Genomic DNA, 18,177 nt, shown 5'->3' on the forward strand with positions numbered 1-18,177 from the left:
GTGTCCCTTCAGGGGACAACGCGGGGCTACCGAGGCCGGACAGTGTGGCCCTCGACACCAGCACCCCACGGAGAACCGACCCATGCACGATCCGCATCACGAACCCCTCGCAGCGCAGCAGCAGATGACCGCCACCCCCGTCACACGCACAGCAAGTTGGAGGTTCGGACACTCCCCCGCAGGGGGAGCGTCCGAACCCGACCCCGCCCCGGGGGTGGCGGGGCCCGTCCGGCGCCAGGGGGCGCCGGACGGGAAGGCTGCGACCGAGGGCGGATCGCAGCCAGGAAAGACCGGCCGTAAGCGCCGGACGAAGATCAAGGGGAAGGCGCGTCCGCGCGACAAGAAGCAGCGTCCCGCCCAGAGCGTCCGCCTCAGCGATCAAGAGCATGCCCTCATCCAGGCCGGCGCCGACGCCGTCGGCATGAGTGTGGCCGGCTTCCTCGCTCACTCCGCGCTGGCCGCCGCCCGTGACCAGTCCCGCACCGCCGCGACCATCGCCACCGACCGCGACGTGCTGACCGAGTTGTTCGCCATGCGCCGCCAGCTCGGCTGGGCTGGCAGCAATCTCAACCAGGTCGCCAAGGCCCTCAACTCCGGTGGCGACGTACCGCATCTGGGAGAGGTGCTCGCCGACATCCGGCATGCGGCCAACGCCGTGAAGGAGGCCGCCGACCGGGTCACCCACCAGGAGCAAGAGGGTGAGGCGGCTTGATCCCCAGCATCCACCGCCAGGGCAGCAGCACCCTGGGCCTGCTCCGCTACCTCTACAGCAAGGGCACGAACGAGGAACACGTCGACCCGCACCTGGTCGCCTCCTTCGACCACATGGCCCCCGACCCCGGCCGCGACCCCAAGGCCACGAAGGAGGACCTCCAGCAGCTCCTCGACCAGCCCCTCCACCTGCTCGACCAAGACCGACGCCCCGACAAGCACGTGTGGCACTGCTCGGTGCGTGCCGCCCCCGACGACCCGATCCTGAGCGACGAGCAGTGGGCCGACATCGCCCGCCGCACCGTCGCGGCCACCGGCATCGACCCCGGCGACGGCGCGGGCTGCCGCTGGGCAGCCGTGCGCCACGCAGATGACCACATCCACATCATCGCCACCCTCGTACGCGAAGACGGCCGCCGCCCCGACCACCACCGCTCCGGCAAACGCGCCCAGCAAGAGGCCCGCCGCATCGAAGCCGACTACGGCCTCCACCGCGTCACCCCCGGCGACGGCACCGCCCCCAAGCCTCCCACCAGCGCCGAACGCCACAAGGCCGAACGCCAGGGCCGCGACCGCCCCGCCCGCGAGGAACTGCGCGAGACCGTCCGCCGCGCACTCGCGGGTGCCACCTCCACAGAGGAGTTCCTCGGCCGACTCAAGGACGCCGGGCTCCTCGTGCAGACCAAGGTGCTGCCCTCCGGGGACCTGCAGGGCTACAAGGTCGCCCTGCCCGACGACCACGCCAAGGGCAAGAAGCCGGTCTTCTACGCGGGCTCCACCCTCGCACCCGACCTGTCCCTGCCCCGCGTCCAGAAACGCTTCACCACCGGACCCGCCACACCCGAGACCGCCGACAGCGAGCGGCCGGAGAACCCTGCCGCCAGTGCGTCGGCACCTGCCGCGGCCCGGCGCACCACCGCCCACACGGCCTGGGCGGCGCTGCTCGTGATTGACCACAGCGGCGACGACGGCACCGTGGCCGCCCAGATTGCCGCGACCGGCGAGGTCCTCAACGCCCTCGCCAAGACCTCAGCCCTGAACACCCGCAGCGAACTACGTCAGGCAGCCTGGGAGTTCGAGCGGGCCGCCCTCTCCCACACCCGAGAACAGTTCCGCCACGCCCAAGACCTGCGCCGCGCCGCCCGCGACCTGGTCAACAGCGGGCCCGCACTGGGCCGGAGTGAGGACGGCGCCGGCACCGCGATGGCCATCGACATGCTCTTCTTCCTCGCCATCGCCGTCGCGCACTGGCACGCCCAGCGCCAGCACGCCCAGCAGGCCGAGGCCGCCCACCGGGCCGCCGAGCACCTGCAAGCGGCCTACCAGCAGGCCGCCGGTGAACCTCTCATGGTGCTGCGCGAGCGGGGCCGCCGTATCGCCCCGTCCCTGCGCCGCCACCACGCCACCACCGTGCGCGCAGCCCTGCCCGAGCTCGCCGAGACCATCCTGGCCGAGCCCGGCTGGGATGCCCTGGCCGCCACCCTCGCCGACGCCACGCAGGCAGGCCACGATCCCCACGCCCTCCTCGAAGAGGCCGCCGCCCGCCGGGAGCTGGACACCGCCGAATCCATCAGCGATGTCCTCCTCTGGCGCCTGCGCCGCACCGCCAACCTGCCCGGATACGCCCCGCACAGCCCCCAGCAAGCGGGCCGACGCACCCTCTCCCCCGCGCCTGCCACACAGCCGGTGGCCCGGTCGGCGAACGCCTCCGCTCGTCGGCGATGACCGCACAAGTCGCCGGAACATAGCCGATGATCCCCGGTTACCGAAACCGGGGATTCTCCGGAGCCTTGAACCAAGCACCCCCACCCCACCCCACCCCTGTGAGGAGAACCCCTATGCCCGCATCCACCCCTCGCCCCCATGTCATGGCCCTGCTGTTCGACACGGATTTCAACCGCCCTGAGGATTCCCTCGTCTACCGCCACCTCGACGGACGCCTCTTCACCGAGGAGGAACAGGCCATCATCCGTGACGCCACCATCGAAGAGCTCCAGGCCGCCGGCGTGTATGTCCACAACCCCGAAGCCGGAACCGAGGCCGCAGCAGCCGCACGGAAACTGGTCGAGCTTCTGCTCAGGTACGTCGTCTCCCACAGTGAAGTCCTCATCCCCTTCATGACCCACGAGGACATGCTCGAGTACGACCGGCTGGCCAACATCGTCGCTGCAGGCGCCGACCGTCTCCCGCACGGGGACTGAGCACACAGACAAGGCCCCAGCACGAAACCCGGCGGCCGGCGGCCACAAGTGCTCCCCGCCACCAGCCGCACCCGTCCATCTGGTCGGCCAGCACCCTCAACACCACGCGCCCATCACAGCCGACCCTCGCCCCCCGCACATGCCGCAGGCCCGACCGGAAACACCGGTCGGGCCTGCGGCATACCCACGCAACTCACGTGGTCACACGGGCTTTCGCCACTGCCTTCTCCACATGGGCATCGACCAGCGCGGCCGACCCCGAGAGCACCACGACGACCGTCCCGATGCGTACGGCCGTCTGCTTGACGACGCTGCTGCGCCCACCAGTAGTAAAGGTGAGCAGATGGCTCCACCGCTCATCCCCCCCCCCGCGGGGCAGGCACCCTCCGCGGCACGACCGTGACAGGAGTGCCACCAGCGAGCACTTCGTAGGCCGAGCAAGCCGTCATCGCCTCGACGATCCGGCTCACGCCGCGGGAGAGCTCCCCCTTGGTGGCGCTGTACAGCTCCTCTGCCAGCTCCGAACCGCTGCCGCCCGCGTACGTGAAGGACACCTTCGCCTGGCGAGGGAAGGTGAGGCTGCCCCCAGCCGCTGCCTCGCCGAGCTTGGCCAGCGCGGGGCAACCAGTCACCGTGACGTCGTCGTGCCGCTCGGGCTGTTCCAGCCTGCGGATGTAGCCCTCGCCCAGGTCGCTCTCGTCCAGGAGCCGATCACGCAGCGCGGCCGAGGACAAAGGCGTGCCCGCCGGGGTACTCCTGTGCCCCTGGCGGGCAGCAGCCGAGGAGGTCGGGGCCGTGGCGGGAGTGCTGCCGACAGAGCAGCCTGCCAGGGCCAGGACAGCGAGGGCACTCAGGTGGAGGACGGCTGTGGTGTGAAAGCGCATGTGAAACCCCAGAGTTGGTGCCGAGCGGACGGTCTGACTGGGCCGGCCCTCCAGGCGCCGGCGATACGCAGGAACAGGGGAGTCGGGTTTCTGGGGATTCAGTGGCCGAGGTGGCGCAGGCCGTCCTCAAGATTCGGGTGGTAGCAGTCGGCCGGACCGGAGTTGCGGTTGTACCAGGCCGAATCCAGACGCCGCTCACGCGTGTAGTGGTCGGCCTGGCAGCGCAGCCAGATCGCACCGTCGCGCATGTTGAAGACGACCCAGTTCCGGTACGCGCCGCACGTCGGGCACGCATGGACCTCCCCGTCGATGACGAGCGGCTGGTCCCAACGCATCATGAACCCGGAGACATCCTGCAGGGACGGCGCGCGGAAGTCCGGCGGCAGGAAGTCGGCCACCACCGCCGCCTCCGGCACAGCGGCCGTGGCCGCGCCAGAGACCGGGCCATGAAGGTCGGGCGCCGGCAGTTCGGCGTGCATCGCAAGCATCGCCTGGCCCGCACGCTGGGCCTCACGCCACTCACGGTCGGCGCGAGCACGGCGCCGGATCATTCGGAACATACGAACTCCATCTCCGTCATCAATCAAGGCAGGGAACAGGCAGGTCAGGGAACAGGCGCGTCAGGGACCCGGCAACGAGCGGCACAGCGGCCGCTCCAGGGCCGTGGGTCGGCTCAGCTGCGGTGGATGACGCTGAGCCGGCCCTCGGCGCTCTTGGGCAACGTGCGGCGGGGCACCGGGATGGGCGAGGCGAGCGAGGAGGCGAACGCGGCGACCAGGTCATGGGGGACGCTGGCACTGAAGCTGGCACACCACAGATACGGGGCGCCGAGCACGGGTTCCGCCCATGCCTGCCAGCCCAGCAGGTCGTGGCGGAGGTCTGCGTCCTGGATGAGCGGCGGCAGCGGCTCCAGAGAGACGCTGCAGGAGAACCCGGGGTCCATAGCGGTGGTACGGGGCCGGTCCACGTCGCGGATCCAGCCCTGGGCACCGAGCGCGGCAAGGACCGACTCCGGCCCCTCGAATCCGACATCAGGCGCCTCAGAGGCATCGAGCGCGACGAGGAGATCGGCGAGCGCCTCGTGCGGGACGTCGGCGGTGAAGTACGCGTTCCACTCCGTCATCGCAGAAGCGGCATCCGGGCGGGCGCTCAGCTGCCAGGCAACCGGCAGTCCACCCAGCTCGAACGGATAGCCGGCGAGAATCCACTCGGCACCGCACAGCCCGTCCGGGCGCACATACAGCAGGGTGTTGCGGGAGGTTGGCCACATACGCCAGCCGAGACTGACCAAGATGCCGCCGATCTGCTCGGCGAGGACGCCGTCGTTACCGGCAAGGTGGCGCGGGGTGACCCAGTACACCGGGTCCGTCGTATCGGGGCGGGAGGGAGTGGTGGGGTGGTGCGGATACAGGGGCGCCTCCACAGGCTCGGGGGTAGAAGTCCCAACAGGGCGTTGTAGGTTGGCATGCCGTTCCGCAGGGCACCAGTCCTTGCCGGGCTATTCCTGTCTGCCTCCGGCGAACTGCTGAAATGGCGACCAGATTTGCCCCCGGTAAGCACCCTGCGGCCATTGCGCTGTCCCCGAGTCAGGAGAGCTGCGTCGGCCGACGCGGCGGTGGGATGCGGTCCAGCAGGTCCCACAGCGGGCGCGAGCCTGCGGCCCACTCTCCGAGCATGCGGCGGTCGACGAGATGGATGCGGTGCTCCCTGCCCCAGGGGATCGCCTTGGAGGAGAAGCGGCCGTTGGTGAGGACGACGGCAATGTCCGCCCCATGAATCTGCCGGGCGGTGCCGTTGACCTGCTGGAGCACCCCGACGCCGACGGCTGAGCCACGGTCACCGTCGCGGCGATGCTTGCACTGGATCGCCCACACGCGGCCCGCCGGGTCGACGGCACGCACATCGCAGGCGTTGTCCCCGGCGCCGCCAAGCTGCTCGGCCTGGCAGCCATCCCGGCGCATCAAATCCCGTATGGCGAACTCGAACGCGCGGTGATCCAGGGCATCTATCTCGGCGATACCCAGCCGCAGGGCCTGGGCACGGACGCGTGCCCACTCCGCCCGCTGCCGTACCTGCCGGAACCACAGGCCACCCCCGCCGGTGGCGACCAGCGCGGCGAGGGCGAGGACCCACCAGTGCACGAGCAGCCACTGCACGACCGCGGCGACCAGGCCGATCGCAACGACCGCAGCCACCAGCAACGCGACCTGCTCGTCCTGCTTCCTGGAACGACGGAGCACCGGACGACGCCGCGAGGTGCGCCGTACCGGGCGGCGGCGGCTCATCGGAGCCCGCCGGGCTGTGCGGGAGCGGTGGAAGGGGAGCGGTGCGGCGGAGGCGTCCTGACCTCGCCCTCGAACTTGATGCCGCCCTCGGAGGCTCCCCAGACCAGGAGCGCGACGATGGCCGCGATCGTGAGCTGACGCCCGGATCCGGGATAGGACCTGGTGTGCGCTCGTACCGGGACACCGCCCCGCACGTGCGCCTTCACCTGAACCGCCATGGAAGAACTCCCCCTCCAGCCAAGGTTGTTGGTCGCGAATCCCCGCGTAGTTCGCATGACAGCACGCAGCACTGACATCACGTCAGGGATCGATCACCGGGAGTGCATCGCTTTCGGTCAGGACGGCCGCGCACCCATGCGTCGGGGAGTCGGCGACCTGCGACTTCCATGGCCCATTCGGCTGACTTCAGCCGTTTCCACCGTTCTCGGACGGTCGGGTGGCGGACGCCCCGGGCATCCAGTCACTGCGCAGAGCCGGGGCAGCCCGAAACCTCAGCGCACGCTATTGCCGGGCTCGGGCACGTTCGAATGGGCCGGTCTTGTCCGGTCAGGGGAGGGCGTGGCTGTGCTGTCGTGGTCGCTGACCAGCCACGCACCAACGAGGAGGCCCACGACGAGTAGGACCAGGTGACGGTTCTTCCTCCACCAGGTCGGTGAGTTGGGCTTGGTTATTACGTACTCCACGCGCGGGGGCTTCGGCACGGAGGTCCTCCCTCTCTTCTCGAGCATCCCGGAAGAGGCGTGGTGGTGCCCTGGTCCGGGAGCGTGTGAACGTGCAGGCATAGGTGCTTGCGGGAGCGGAGTTGCCGACAGGCAGTGACCCAAGTCGCAGTGATGGCCGCGGGCTTGCGGGTTGGAACGCTCGGGCATGGACAGTTCCCGCTGCCAAGCGGGTTGCCTCGTATCGGCCTGGAGTCAAGTGTGGAATACGAGGTCGCCGGAGGGCCACAGGATTAGCGGTGCTACAGACGTGACGAGCACTGCGAGCCGGAGGTACTCGACCGAGCGGCCAGGGCTGTCGCACTCAGACGTCGCCTGGCCCGCACCGCTTTGGCGCGGGCCAGGCGATGCCTACTGAAGCCGATCTATGAGCGAGCCGCTTCTTGTCCGTGAGCGTGATCGCGAGCGGGGCTGGCGTTGCGGGGGTGGGCTGGGTTGAGGAACCACTTGCGGGCCGAGGTGAGCCACCAGGTGCCGCAGAAGGCGACGACGACGCCGACCGCGATCGGGGCGTAGTTGAAGGTGTCCACGGTGACCGGGGAGCTCTGCGGCAGCATGAACAGCACCGTGATCACCACGACCCAGGCAATGGCGATCGCGCCGACGATGGTGGACCAGGAGCCGAGGTGCCAGGGGCCGCGCTCGAACCGGCTCCCCAGGCGCAGCCGCAGGAAGGTCGGGATCACATACGCGATGTACAGGCCGATGGTCGCGATAGAGGTGACGGCCGCGTACGCGGTGCTGTTCCACAGGTAGGGCAGGCCGAGGACGAAGGCGCCGCCAGTTGCGAGCCAGACGGCGTTGGTGGGGGTGCGAGTGGCGGGGTTGAGCTTGTGCCAGGTCCTGGAGAAGGGCAGCGCACCGTCGCGCGAGAAGGCGTAGATCATGCGGGAGTTGGCCGTCACCGAGGCCATGCCGCAGAACAGCTGGGCGACGATGATCACCACGAGGAGCCACTTGCCAGCCGCTGCACCAAGCGCGTCCATGAGGATCTGTGCCGGGGGTACGCCGGTGCCGGAGTCGAGGGCGCCGGTGTAGGAGTCGATGGCGTAGGTGAAGCCGAAGAGGAGGACGAATCCGGCGGCGAGGGAGACGAGGATGGAGCGGACGATGCCCTTGGGGCCGGCGGTGGCCGCGTCGATGGTTTCCTCGGTCATGTGGGCGGAGGCGTCGTAGCCGGTGAAGGTGTACTGCGCCATCAGCAGCCCGATGAGCACCACGTACACGCTCGACGAGAAGCCGGTGTTGTTAACGAACTCGCCGAGGACGAAGTGAGTCGACTGGTGGTGGTCGGGGATGAGCACCAGGGCGCCGCAGATGACGACGACGCCGAGGATGTGCCACCAGATGGACACCTCGTTGAGGAAGGCGACGATGCGCACGCCGAACGTGTTGAGGATGCCGTGCAGGACCAGGATGATCCCGAACAGCGTGATGGTGTGCCCCGGCGTGGCCTCGAATCCGAACTGGAGATCAAGCAGGGCATTGAGGAAGTTGGCGGCGCCGAAGTCGATACCCGCGGTGACTGCTATCTGGCCCAGGGTGTTGAACCAGCCGGTGAACCACGCCCACGCTGCCGCCGACCGCCTGGGAGCCATGCGGTGGGCCCAGAAGTACAGGCCAGCGCTGGTGGGGTAGGAGGAGCAGACTTCGGCCATGGACAGTCCGACGAAGAGGGTCATGAGGCCGACGAATAACCAGCCCCACATGATGACCGCGGGGCCGCCGGTGTTCATGCCGTAGCCGTACATGGTCATGCAGCCGGACAGGATGGAGATGATCGTGAAGCTGACGCCGAAGTTCGCGCGGCCGGACATCGAGCGCGACAGCGTCTGCTGGTAGCCGAGTTGCTTGAGGCGTTCCTCGTCGGAGACGCGGGAGACATCGAGAGGCACAGGGGGTTCCGTCCTTCGCAGGTAAGAGGGGATGGTTCGGGTGCTCACTGGCCTCGGCGCCGCGGCGGGCTGTAGGCCCAGCCGCGGTGCCGCAGGAAGAGGTCGCGGGCCTGGCCGCAGTACGACCACGGCACCTGCGTGGCGTACGGGCCGATCGCGTCGAAGACCTCCAGGGCCTCGTGATGGCGGTTCGCGAACGACAGCGCGTGAGCGAGGTAGTTGGCGTCATCCGCGAAGCAGGCGTGCGGGCGCGGTGCTCGGTAGCGCCACCAGCGCTCCAGCACCACGTCGATCTGCGGGCAGTCGACCCAGGGGTGGATCGTCAGGCCGTACGTCTTCTGGTCCCGCTCCTGGCGGGACCGGTGGGCTTCTGCCAGGACGACCAGGGGCAGGACGGCGATGGGCAAGCCCTGGGGAGCGATGGATGCCTGCTCCTCAGCCCACCACGCGGCCTCGCCCGGCTTGCCGTGGTGGCGGGCGAGCAGGTAAGTGACGACCTCGTGGTGCGCTTCGCGGTTCCACGGGTCGCGCTGCTTGATCTCCTCCCACACGCGGCCGAGCGTGTTCCGGTCGGGAGCATGAGTACGAAGTAGCGCGAGCATGACAATCAGTGGGGCGACATCCCGCGACCACATGTCCAGCGCGGTGCGGCAGGTGGCCCAGGCTTCCTCCATCAGCCCCCAGCCGCTGTCGCGCCCGGCGATCATCGCGCGCAGGGCCTGCACGTTCGCAAGGAGAGCCAGCGCGTGTGGTGAGCGCGGTTCGGCCTTCGCCCAGGTGTCGGCGAACCTGAGCCGCGCCCCCGCTTCGGCGAGGACCTGGAGGCGGAAGACCCGGCGGTCCCAGTCCGACCCAGTGGAGGTCAGGAGATCGCGCGGGCCCTCCCAGCGGCCCATGGAGGCGTCTTCGAGGACCCGCCGTAGCGCCTCGTCATCCCGTGCAGGGTGCGCGTCGAGGAGTTGTCTGGGGTTCATCCCTTCTCATCCCCGTCCCCACTCGGCCGCCGGCCTCCGGGGCCTCGCTATCCGTCTTCGCGCAACGCGGTTCGGTAGCTCCATCAGGAAGGCCGCACTTCCCGCCCAAGAGCCGCGGTAACGGCCCGCTGGTGGACGAGGCCGGTGCGCACGAGCTTGGCCTCCGGGGTGAAGCAGTCCACGATCGTCATGTGGTTGGCCGCGGGGCATACCCCGCCGTCGACGATGACGGACACCGCGAGGCCGGAGGCGGCGAGGAAGGCGTGGACCTCGGCGAGGGTCACGGCGGGACCACGGTCGTTCGGACCGGCGTCGCCGGAGATGTTGGCCGTCGTCGCGGCGACGGGGACCTTGGCCCGTGCCGCCAGTTCGCCGAGGACTCCGGGAGCCATGGTGGTGAGCGCCGGCGAGCCGACAGCGGCATGGCGTGCGGCGTCGTCGGGGTCTCGCCAGGGCAGGAGGAGTGCGAGGTCGCCGGGCCAGAACTGCTGGGCGAGTTTCCGTGCCTCGGCACCGAGTTGGAAGTGCTGCTCGCAGACGGCGAGCGAGGGAACGACGTAGGCGAGGGACTTGCCGCTGGGGCGCCGCTTGCCCGTGAAGATGCTGCCGGAGGCGTCCGCGTTGCTGGCGTCGGCGCAGATCATGTACCAGCGGTTGGTGGGGACGATGACGAGCTCTCCGGCCTCGATGGCACGGGCTGCGGTGTCGAGTTCGCCGGGGTGGATCGTGCGCATGGTGCTACTCCTGGAAGGTAGGCGTGGGGAGGTCCGTGAGGGGCGGGTAGTCGAGCCAGGGGTCGCGGAGGGCTTCGAGGCGACGGCTCGCGTGGTCGGGGTGGGAGATGCGGAAGTACGCCATCACCCTGGGGAAGGGCATGAGGTTCTGGGCCACCGTGTGGGGGACGAGGTGGTGCATCAGCAGGACGTCCCCGGGCATGCCGAGGAACGGGGTCCCACGCTCCCGGTCGATCTCCGGCGGAACCTGCTCCGTCATTCCAAGTGACCACTCGTCGGCGAACCAGCGAGCCATGGTGAGATGCCCGCCGGGGAGATAGTGCAGGGCACCGCACTGCGGGTCGCTGATGTCGGACAGGACGACGCCGACGAGCAGGGAGAACGTGCGCAGTTCGCGCGGGTCCAAGTGGGGGCAGGAGACCCCGTCAACGTGCATGGCCTTCTCCGGTTGCACGCCGGGGAACTCGCCTTCGGGCACACGGATCTGGACCTGGGCGGTCGTGACCGGGGCCGTGTCGCCGAGCAGGTCGCCAGCGAGCCCGGCCGCACCGGTCTCCGTGTACAGGGAGAGCAGTTCTGCGCTGTTTCCAAGTTCCGGGGCGAAGGTGCGCCGGGAGTACGCGGGTATGTCGTCCGCGGTCATCTCCTTGCGGTACGACGCGTCGATCAGGGTGACGGCTCGCTTGACCAGGTCGGGGGCGGCCAGCCCGCGGCGTATGAGGACGCCGTCCCGCTTGAAGGTCGCCTTCTCCTCAGCTGTGAGACCCATGGGCCCTCCGTACGTCGATCGGTTCGTGCGATGTGGGTGGGGCGAGCCGGTCGAGGACGTCCGCGCAGGCGTGCAGGGCGGCGGTGACGAGCATCTGGCCGTGCTCCGCAGTGGCCTGTCGCGGATCGCCGCCGATGACGCCGTGCGTGGAAATCGCGGGGTTGTCGGACGACCAGGGCCAGGTGGCGCCGCGGCCGAAGACGAGGCGCTGGACCTCCTCCCGCTGGCCGGGGTCGGGGATGGGCCCGTTCGGGAGGAGATCCAGCCGTACGTGGTCGGGGGCGAGGGCGAGCATGAGGGAGGTCTCGCGGATGCCAGCGTGGACCTCGAGGAACTCGCCGTCGGCCTGGAGCTGACCGGCGGCGAGGGAGCCGGGGTTGACCACGCAGGTGGCCACGTCGTGGGTGCGCTGGAGCTGGTGCACGAGGGCCTCCAGGACGCCCTTGTTGCCGCCATGGCCATTGATGATGAGGATCGCCCGTGCCGGTGTGGAGCGGACGTACTCCCCCACGAGCGTCTCGATCAGGGAGGTGTAGAGCGCGATGTTCAGGGTGATGGTGCCGGGCGCCCACGCGTGCTCGGGGGAGAGCCCGTAGGGCACGGGTGGCACGACCCAGAGATCGTGCCGGTCCGCGACGTGCGTGGCCAGTCGGGCGGCGAAGCGCTCGGCGATGACGGCGTCGGTGTTGAGCGGCAGGTGCGGGCCGTGCTGCTCCAGTGACCCGAGCGGCAGGCAGAGGATCGACCGCTCGCTCAGCTCAGACGTGACGCGCGGGGCCGTCAGCCTGCCGTACGACCTGTCCTCGCCGTCAGGCGTCATTTCCTGCCCCGCCGTCCGAGCCGGATGAGGAACTCGTTCTCCTCGGGGAAGGTGTCGTTGCCGCTGAAGTCCGTCAGCCGGTCCTTCAAGGCGGCCTCAAACTCCTTCAACCGGTCACCGAAGAGGTGGGGTGCGGCGAACGACGTGGAATAGAGGTAACCGAGGATGCTCTCGGCACTCCAGGTGCGCTGGACAGGGACGCGCACTTCCTCGACCTCGTTGAAGGGCGATTCCTCCATGATCTCGCTGTAGGGGCGGTTGTGGTGCTGGAAGGTGCCGGCCCCCGCGCGGCGCTCCTCCCCGAGGAAGCTCTTCACCACATCCCGGACGGCTTCCTTCCAGGGGCTGCCCGCGGCCCAAAAGCTGTTGTCCCCGAAGATCGCGACCACCCCGTCGGGAGCGACCTGCCCGTCCAGCAGGGTCAGGACGGCGGCTTGGTCGAGCCAGTGGAACGCCCGGCAGATGGTGACGAGTTCGGCCTGCCAGCCAGCCGGTGGGGTGAAGTCCTCGGCCGTGCTCTGGACGAGGGACAGGCTGGAGCCCTCGGGGAGCTTCGGCCGCAGCGCCGACTCGGCCGCGGCGAGCATGTCGGCGTCGTTGTCGACGGCGATGAGGTCGTCGAAGCGGTCAAGCAGGGCCTCGGCCACCAGGCCGGTCCCCGTGCCGACGTCCAGGAGTCGGCGGGGGCCGTCGGGGCGTGCGGGGGCGGCGCGGTCGAGTACCGCTGCGACATCCTCGGGGATGCCAGGGCGGAACTGACGGTAGTACGAGGTGGTACCGGTGAAGAGGCTCATGTGACGCTCCCTGCTGCGAGGTGTTCGATGTGCGTGGCGGCTGCCGTCAGGTCGGTGGCGACGAGCACACCGTGGTCAACGACCAATGATTCATCGGGGACTTGGCGACCGCGGGATATCCAGACAGCCCTGCAGCCTGCCTCGACAGCCCCCACGATGTCGCAGGTCCAGTCGTCGCCGACGTGGATCACACGATCGGGGCCAGCGCCGAGCTGGTCGACGACGGCGTGGAAGGCGCGCGGGTCCGGCTTGGTGTGGCCGATGCGGCAGGAGGGGAAGAAGTCGCTCACCCAAGGGGAGAGCAGGCCGCGCAGTCCCTCGGTATCGGCGTCAACACATGTGACGTTGGACAGCGTGACCACCCTCGCCACGGCACTGATCCGGCGCAGGGCCTCCGTGACGCCGGGAAAGAGACGGAACGGGGCCGGGGCAAGGTCGCGGGGAAAGGCTTCCGATGGCATCTCCAACGCCTCGCAGACCCCTGCCACCACGGCGTCAGTGAGCTCGGGTTGGGTGTGGAGACTGGCCCGCATGACCGCCCGAGCCTGAGCTGCGGGCAGCGGGGAGGCTTCGGCCAGCCGCATCGTCAGGCCGGGTCCGTCGGCGGTGCCGAGGGTTCCGCCGACGTCGACCGTGACCAGGAGCAAGGGTTCGGTGGTCATCAGGGCCTCTCCGTGGTCGTCGGCAGGGCGGAGACGATGGCCTCGACGCGGGCCTGCCGGATGGCGGTGGTCGTGGACTCAGACAGGAAGGTCAGGACGTAGCGCAGCTCCGCCTCGTCCAGCGCCTCCAGGGACCGCCCCTCCTCTGCGGCCACCTCCTGCAGGTCCGGCGGAATGGCTTGCGGACGCAGACCATGCGGCAGGCGGAGCGTCCCCTGCCATCCCGCGCCCAGATCGGGAACGGCGGAGTGGTCCGCCGGACGCAGCACGGTGACGTCGTCCAGGGTCAGGATGCGGACGGGGACTGATGAACTTCCCACGTCGAGGCTCCCCTTGAGGAACGTGTCATGTCCGTCGAGCCGTTCGGAGAGAACCAGCAGCGGTCCGTCCGGGCCGTGGCTGACCGTGCCGGTCACGGGGAGGTTCAGCGATGTGCTGGGCATGTCGTGCTCCTCGGGATCGTGCCGAGACCAGGGGTGTCCGGCAGGCCGATGCGTCCGTGCTCGAGGCGAAGGGGAACGTCGTACAGGAGCTGGCGCCGTGGCTCCCACTGGAGCCGGTACTCGACGGCCGGTACCGCGTCGGGGAAGGCTGCCGCGAGGTGGAGGCCGGGAACGATCGAGCGACCGTGCGGGTATATGGGGACAGCGTGGGCGTGGGCCAGATCGAGGATCTGCGTCGCGCGGGTGAGCCCGCCGCAGCCGACGATGTCGAGAGTCAGCGCGTTCGGCTGGGCGTATTGGATGAGGCCGACGGGGTCTTCGTCGCAGTGCACGCGTTCGCCGACGGCCAGGGGCAGCCCGGTGGCGGTGACGAGTTGGTAGATGTCCAGGTCGTGGTGCGGCAGCGGGTCCTCCAGCCAGCGCAGGCCGGCGGCCTCCACGCTCCGCGCGAAGGCCATGGCCACAGCAGGGGTCCAGGTTCCGACGGCGTCGACGGCGACAGGGGCACCGACGGCGTCGGAGCAGCGCTCTACAGCTCGTGCCATTCGCGTAGCGGCCTCGTCGGAGGGGTCCTTCGGGGCTCGGCGAAGTCCCCACTTGGTGAAGCGCCAGCCGCCCGCCGCGACTCCGCGCAGCGCTTCCAGGTCGTTGCAGCTGGTGAGGTTCTGGGAGAGCCACGAGGCATAGGCCGCCACGGATGGTTGCGGCGTCCCGGGGGCGAGGAGATCGGCGACAGAGCACGAGGTGAGGCGACCGTGGAGGTCCCAGGCTGCGCAGTCGACCGCGCCGACCGCCCACGAGGAGATGTCGGACGGTGCGGTGCGAGCAGCCTGCCGCAGTCGGTTGAGCAGGCCATGGTGGTCTGCGGCATTGCTCCCCCGCACTGCGGACGCCAGCGTGTCTCTCGCGTAGACCCCGATCCGTTCGCTGACCGGGCCATAACAGCCGCTCTCGCCCGCAGCATGGACCAAGACGAAGAGCGCATCGTCCCCCGGGCCCGTGCCCTCACGTACCTCGGTGACTTCCAGCCGTTCGATGGTGAAGGAGGTCATCGGACCACCTCGCGGGTCGTGAGCAGGAGCCCGGCGGACTGCTCCACCCCTGCCCGGTCCATGCCGAGGGTGTGGGCGAGCAGCCGCTGGGGCATGGGGCCGGGTGGTTCTTGCCAGCCGATGACATCGACGGGGCGGTCGAGCCGTCCGGCCAGCAGGCTCCAGACAGCGGCGGGGTGGCCGAGGGTGAGAACGAGGACAGCGGCGTGGGCGCCGAAGTAGTGGTCGATCTCCTGGGTGCTGAGTCCGCGGGGCCACAGCTGGGCAGCTCCAAGGACGGTCAGATCGAGCAGGTTCACCACGCGGATGCGGTAGCCGTGCCGTTCGCGGAGGTAGCCCACCGCTTCAGCGGCGACGGCGGCCGGGATGTCGCCCGCCGTGACGATCGTGAGGTCGGGCTCTGCGTCGTCGCTCAGGTGCGGCCAGATCGCGAGGCCCCGTTCGCATTCCTCCTGGATCGTGTCCGCGGGATGAGCGGTGCGGGTGTGCTTGCTCGCGACAACGAGATTGACCCTGTCGACCGAGTCGAACGCCTCGGCCAGGACGGCGGCGGTGCGTGCCGGATCGGCCGGCGTCAGCACGCGCACCGCAGGAACGCGCAGGCCAAGGAGAGTGGTGGCAAGAGACGGGTCACCGTGGCTGTGGACGTTGTGCCAGCCGTAGGACGTGAGCAGGAGGTTGAGGCTGGGAAGCCCTCTGGCACCATCCATGCGCCGCTGCTTGATGTGACTCACCAAGCCGCTGGTGAGCAGCGGTGCGAACGCTTCGTACGAGACCATCACCCCTCGGCGCCCGCTGGCGGTCCAACCGGCGAGCCACTCCAACAGCACCTCCTCCGCAAGGAGTTCGTGCGTCCAGCGCTCGCCGACGAGAGCCGGAAGCCGGTTGGAGGACAGCTCGTCCGGGCTGAGGACACGGAAATCCCCGCGTGTGGCGTGCTGCTTGACGACGTCGGTGACTGCCTCGGTGAACGTGCTCACCCGCTGGTACGCCGAGGCTCGCTCCTCCTCGCCCAAGGGCTCGGCGGGTGCGAAGGAGCACCAGCGAACCGTGGCCACCGCCTCGGCGAGTGCACCGCGAGGACGCCCGTCCGCGCCGAAGAGATCTGCAGGCCGGTAGGAGGCGAGCCAGTGGGCCAGTCTCGTGAGCTGATCCGGGTCGGTGCGCGGGCTGACCAGCGGTGTCTTGTGCAGGTCGGGGGTGCCCAGCAGGGCACGGTCTCCGAGCGATGCGGGGCCGCCCCATCCCTTCACGCAGCGCAGGATCAGCACGGTCCGCCGCCCCACGAGCGTCTCCTCCAGCGTGTTCCACAACGCCGTGTGGAAGGCGCTGTGCTCCTGCGGAGTCCCTGTCACGACATGGACCACCTGGGCAGCCCAGCCCAGGCCGCCGAAGTACGCGCGCAGCTCTTCGTCGTTCATCGCGCCGAGCAGCGACTGCTGCCCCATGCGGAAGCCGTTGACGTGCACGATGGGCAGGACCGAGGCGTCGGGAACGGCTCTCTGTCCCAGCCAGCTCGCGGCGGTCGTGGGGGTCTCGCACTCGCCGTCCCCGATGATGGGCACGACAACCCTGTCCGGGGCATCGAGGGCGGCGCCCTGGGCGAAGGGAAGACAGCCGCCGAGCCGCCCACCCAGGAAGCCGCCGGCGGGGAGAGCAGGCGAGACCTCAGATCCGAGGCCGTCCACGTCCGGGAACGCCCGAGCCAGTCGCCGCAGGCCATCCGCATCCGGGCCGAACCGCGACCGTACTTTCCCGAGTTCCCCGGTCACCCACGCCGCGGCGAGCTGGACAACGCCAGCGTGCCCCGCGCCCAAGAGCGGCACCAGCTCCACTCGCCGGTCCAGATGCCCGGCAGCAAGCGCGACGTGGCACAGCGCCCACGCAGTGCCGGGCACAGTGCCCCAGTGCCCGGAGGGGCGTTCCTTCACATGCTCGGCAACCAGCGTCTCCGCGAGCAGGACGTTGTCCCGCAGGTGCAGCTGGCAGACCGAGGCGTAGACGGTCGCCCGCCACAGAGCATCGGCCACAACGGCGGTCTCGGTCACCGCACACCAACCAAGGGCTCGCCAGCGAAGGTGAAGTACCACAGGGGCCGGTAGCACTCCCATGCGACGGGTCGCAGGCCAGTGGAGCCCATGATGTCCTCGATCACCACGCGCGCCTGGAGGTAGTGCTCCAGGTCCTGGGCTCCGGGGCTACGCAGACCCGCCATGACCGAGTTATGGGCCTGATACACCTGGAAGTTGGGGAACTCGGTGACGTACGGGGCCAGCGCACTGACGCCCGCGTGCAGCGCTGCGAGTCCGTCCAACCCCACGATGTAGGTGAACGAGGTGCCATGACCGGCGGCCAGCGCACGACGGAGCACTCCCGGCATCTCCGAGGCGACGAGGACGGCCTTACTGGCCTTCAGTAACAGATCCCGGCGCGTGAAGCACTCCGCGGTCAGGCGGAGGACGAAGGGAGCGACATCGGCAGCGAGTTGATCGAACGCCTCCTCGGACCCCAACACCGACGTCAAGAAGCCGATACGCGCTTTGACACCATGCTCGCCGAGCACGGTCCGCAGAGTGCGCAGGTGCTGCACCGCCGCCGACTCCCGCTCGAAGCAACCGGTCGAAACGGTCACCTCGCGCAGTTCCGTCAGGTCGCGGCGCGGATGCTGCTCCCGCAAGGCCGCGAAGAGCTCCCGTAGGTCCCGCCCCTCCGAGAGTCGGGGATCAGCCGCAGCCTCAAGGGTGTTGGGGCAGAAGGCGCATCCCACACAACGGCTGCGCGCATTCGGATTGAGCGTGAGAGCCGCGCCGCCGTCGCGGAAGTACCCGCCAACCGCCTCGTCCGCATCAATGCGCTCGACGGTTCCCACCGGCGCACCGCCCAGTGTGAGGTGTTCGCCCCTGAGCCGGAACGGGGAGTCCGTGACGTTCAGGGGGACTATGAGCTGCCAGGGCACCGATGGGGCGCTCGCCAGCCGGACCTGGACGCGTGCCCGGTGGCGTGGCAGATCGGAGTCGATGCCGTGCAGGTTGACCGCGATGAGCAGCGCGTCCTCGACGGGCACGCGGTACTTGGCCGCGAGCTGTTCCACCTCCCCGAGCGTGGAGGTCGTGCTGGTCTGTCCGCTTAGTAGTGCCGTCATGCGCGTGCTCCGTCCCAGTCAGCCGGAGGGGGGTGGGTGCGCCGGCGGCCCGTGGAGGAGTCAGCCGCCGACGACACGCAGAGACTGTCGTG

At 69.5% G+C, this 18,177-nt stretch carries 19 protein-coding genes; 3 read left to right on the forward strand and 16 right to left on the reverse strand.

The window, feature by feature from the left end; translation table 11 throughout:
• Positions 1-82: 82 nt before the first annotated feature.
• From AB0B50_RS30800 to AB0B50_RS30810, 3 genes are all read left to right on the forward strand, one after another.
• The gene (locus AB0B50_RS30800; RefSeq protein ID WP_362339016.1) at positions 83-712 is read left to right on the forward strand and encodes a mobilization protein; all 630 of its coding nucleotides are present in this window, start codon (positions 83-85) and stop codon (positions 710-712) included.
• Positions 709-2,436: a relaxase/mobilization nuclease domain-containing protein gene (locus tag AB0B50_RS30805; protein ID WP_362339018.1), complete on the forward strand. Its 1,728-nt coding sequence runs from the start codon at positions 709-711 to the stop codon at positions 2,434-2,436. The genes AB0B50_RS30800 and AB0B50_RS30805 overlap by 4 nt, the downstream gene beginning before the upstream one ends.
• A gap of 143 nt (positions 2,437-2,579) precedes the next feature.
• On the forward strand, positions 2,580-2,912 hold the full coding sequence (locus AB0B50_RS30810; protein ID WP_362339020.1) for a hypothetical protein: 333 nt from the start codon (positions 2,580-2,582) through the stop codon (positions 2,910-2,912).
• Between the two features lie 356 nt (positions 2,913-3,268).
• Here the strand turns inward: AB0B50_RS30810 and AB0B50_RS30815 are convergent, their stop codons facing one another.
• The 16 genes from AB0B50_RS30815 to AB0B50_RS30890 form a co-directional block, all read right to left on the reverse strand.
• A complete protein-coding gene (locus tag AB0B50_RS30815) occupies positions 3,269-3,646 on the reverse strand; it encodes a hypothetical protein (RefSeq protein WP_362339022.1) in 378 nt (125 codons plus the stop codon).
• Positions 3,647-3,894: 248 nt separating this feature from the next.
• Positions 3,895-4,275: a hypothetical protein gene (locus tag AB0B50_RS30820; protein ID WP_362339023.1), complete on the reverse strand. Its 381-nt coding sequence runs from the start codon at positions 4,273-4,275 to the stop codon at positions 3,895-3,897.
• A gap of 194 nt (positions 4,276-4,469) precedes the next feature.
• Positions 4,470-5,219 carry a DUF317 domain-containing protein gene (locus AB0B50_RS30825; protein WP_362339025.1) on the reverse strand — a complete coding sequence of 250 codons (750 nt, stop codon included), beginning with the start codon at positions 5,217-5,219 and terminating at the stop codon, positions 4,470-4,472.
• A gap of 163 nt (positions 5,220-5,382) precedes the next feature.
• On the reverse strand, positions 5,383-6,081 hold the full coding sequence (locus AB0B50_RS30830; RefSeq protein WP_362339027.1) for a restriction endonuclease: 699 nt from the start codon (positions 6,079-6,081) through the stop codon (positions 5,383-5,385).
• Complete coding sequence (locus AB0B50_RS30835; protein ID WP_362339029.1) at positions 6,078-6,299, reverse strand: hypothetical protein; 222 nt, start codon at positions 6,297-6,299, stop codon at positions 6,078-6,080. Before AB0B50_RS30835 ends, AB0B50_RS30830 begins: the two co-directional genes overlap by 4 nt.
• 866 nt (positions 6,300-7,165) lie before the next feature.
• Positions 7,166-8,617 (reverse strand): amino acid permease, encoded by a 1,452-nt coding sequence (locus AB0B50_RS30840; protein ID WP_362339116.1) that lies wholly within the window; start codon positions 8,615-8,617, stop codon positions 7,166-7,168.
• Positions 8,618-8,739: 122 nt separating this feature from the next.
• Entirely contained in the window at positions 8,740-9,669 is a 930-nt protein-coding gene (locus tag AB0B50_RS30845; RefSeq protein WP_362339031.1) for a hypothetical protein, read from the reverse strand.
• Between the two features lie 83 nt (positions 9,670-9,752).
• A complete protein-coding gene (locus AB0B50_RS30850) occupies positions 9,753-10,403 on the reverse strand; it encodes a Sua5/YciO/YrdC/YwlC family protein (protein ID WP_362339032.1) in 651 nt (216 codons plus the stop codon).
• 4 nt (positions 10,404-10,407) lie between these two features.
• Entirely contained in the window at positions 10,408-11,172 is a 765-nt protein-coding gene (locus AB0B50_RS30855) for a phytanoyl-CoA dioxygenase family protein (protein WP_362339034.1), read from the reverse strand.
• Positions 11,156-11,992: a creatininase family protein gene (locus tag AB0B50_RS30860; RefSeq protein ID WP_362339036.1), complete on the reverse strand. Its 837-nt coding sequence runs from the start codon at positions 11,990-11,992 to the stop codon at positions 11,156-11,158. The genes AB0B50_RS30855 and AB0B50_RS30860 overlap by 17 nt, the downstream gene beginning before the upstream one ends.
• The gene (locus AB0B50_RS30865; RefSeq protein ID WP_362339038.1) at positions 11,989-12,786 is read right to left on the reverse strand and encodes a methyltransferase domain-containing protein; all 798 of its coding nucleotides are present in this window, start codon (positions 12,784-12,786) and stop codon (positions 11,989-11,991) included. The genes AB0B50_RS30860 and AB0B50_RS30865 overlap by 4 nt, the downstream gene beginning before the upstream one ends.
• Complete coding sequence (locus AB0B50_RS30870) at positions 12,783-13,448, reverse strand: HAD family hydrolase (protein ID WP_362339039.1); 666 nt, start codon at positions 13,446-13,448, stop codon at positions 12,783-12,785. The genes AB0B50_RS30865 and AB0B50_RS30870 overlap by 4 nt, the downstream gene beginning before the upstream one ends.
• Positions 13,448-13,891 carry a hypothetical protein gene (locus AB0B50_RS30875; protein WP_362339041.1) on the reverse strand — a complete coding sequence of 148 codons (444 nt, stop codon included), beginning with the start codon at positions 13,889-13,891 and terminating at the stop codon, positions 13,448-13,450. Before AB0B50_RS30875 ends, AB0B50_RS30870 begins: the two co-directional genes overlap by 1 nt.
• Positions 13,873-14,943 (reverse strand): enolase C-terminal domain-like protein, encoded by a 1,071-nt coding sequence (locus AB0B50_RS30880; RefSeq protein WP_362339043.1) that lies wholly within the window; start codon positions 14,941-14,943, stop codon positions 13,873-13,875. Before AB0B50_RS30880 ends, AB0B50_RS30875 begins: the two co-directional genes overlap by 19 nt.
• Positions 14,940-16,991, reverse strand: coding sequence for a hypothetical protein (locus AB0B50_RS30885; RefSeq protein WP_362339044.1), 2,052 nt, complete (start codon positions 16,989-16,991; stop codon positions 14,940-14,942). Before AB0B50_RS30885 ends, AB0B50_RS30880 begins: the two co-directional genes overlap by 4 nt.
• Positions 16,988-18,034: a hypothetical protein gene (locus tag AB0B50_RS30890; RefSeq protein WP_362339046.1), complete on the reverse strand. Its 1,047-nt coding sequence runs from the start codon at positions 18,032-18,034 to the stop codon at positions 16,988-16,990. Before AB0B50_RS30890 ends, AB0B50_RS30885 begins: the two co-directional genes overlap by 4 nt.
• Positions 18,035-18,177 lie beyond the last annotated feature (143 nt).

The sequence above is a fragment of the Streptomyces sp. NPDC041068 genome, assembly GCF_040647455.1.
In the GTDB taxonomy this organism is placed as follows: domain Bacteria; phylum Actinomycetota; class Actinomycetes; order Streptomycetales; family Streptomycetaceae; genus Streptomyces.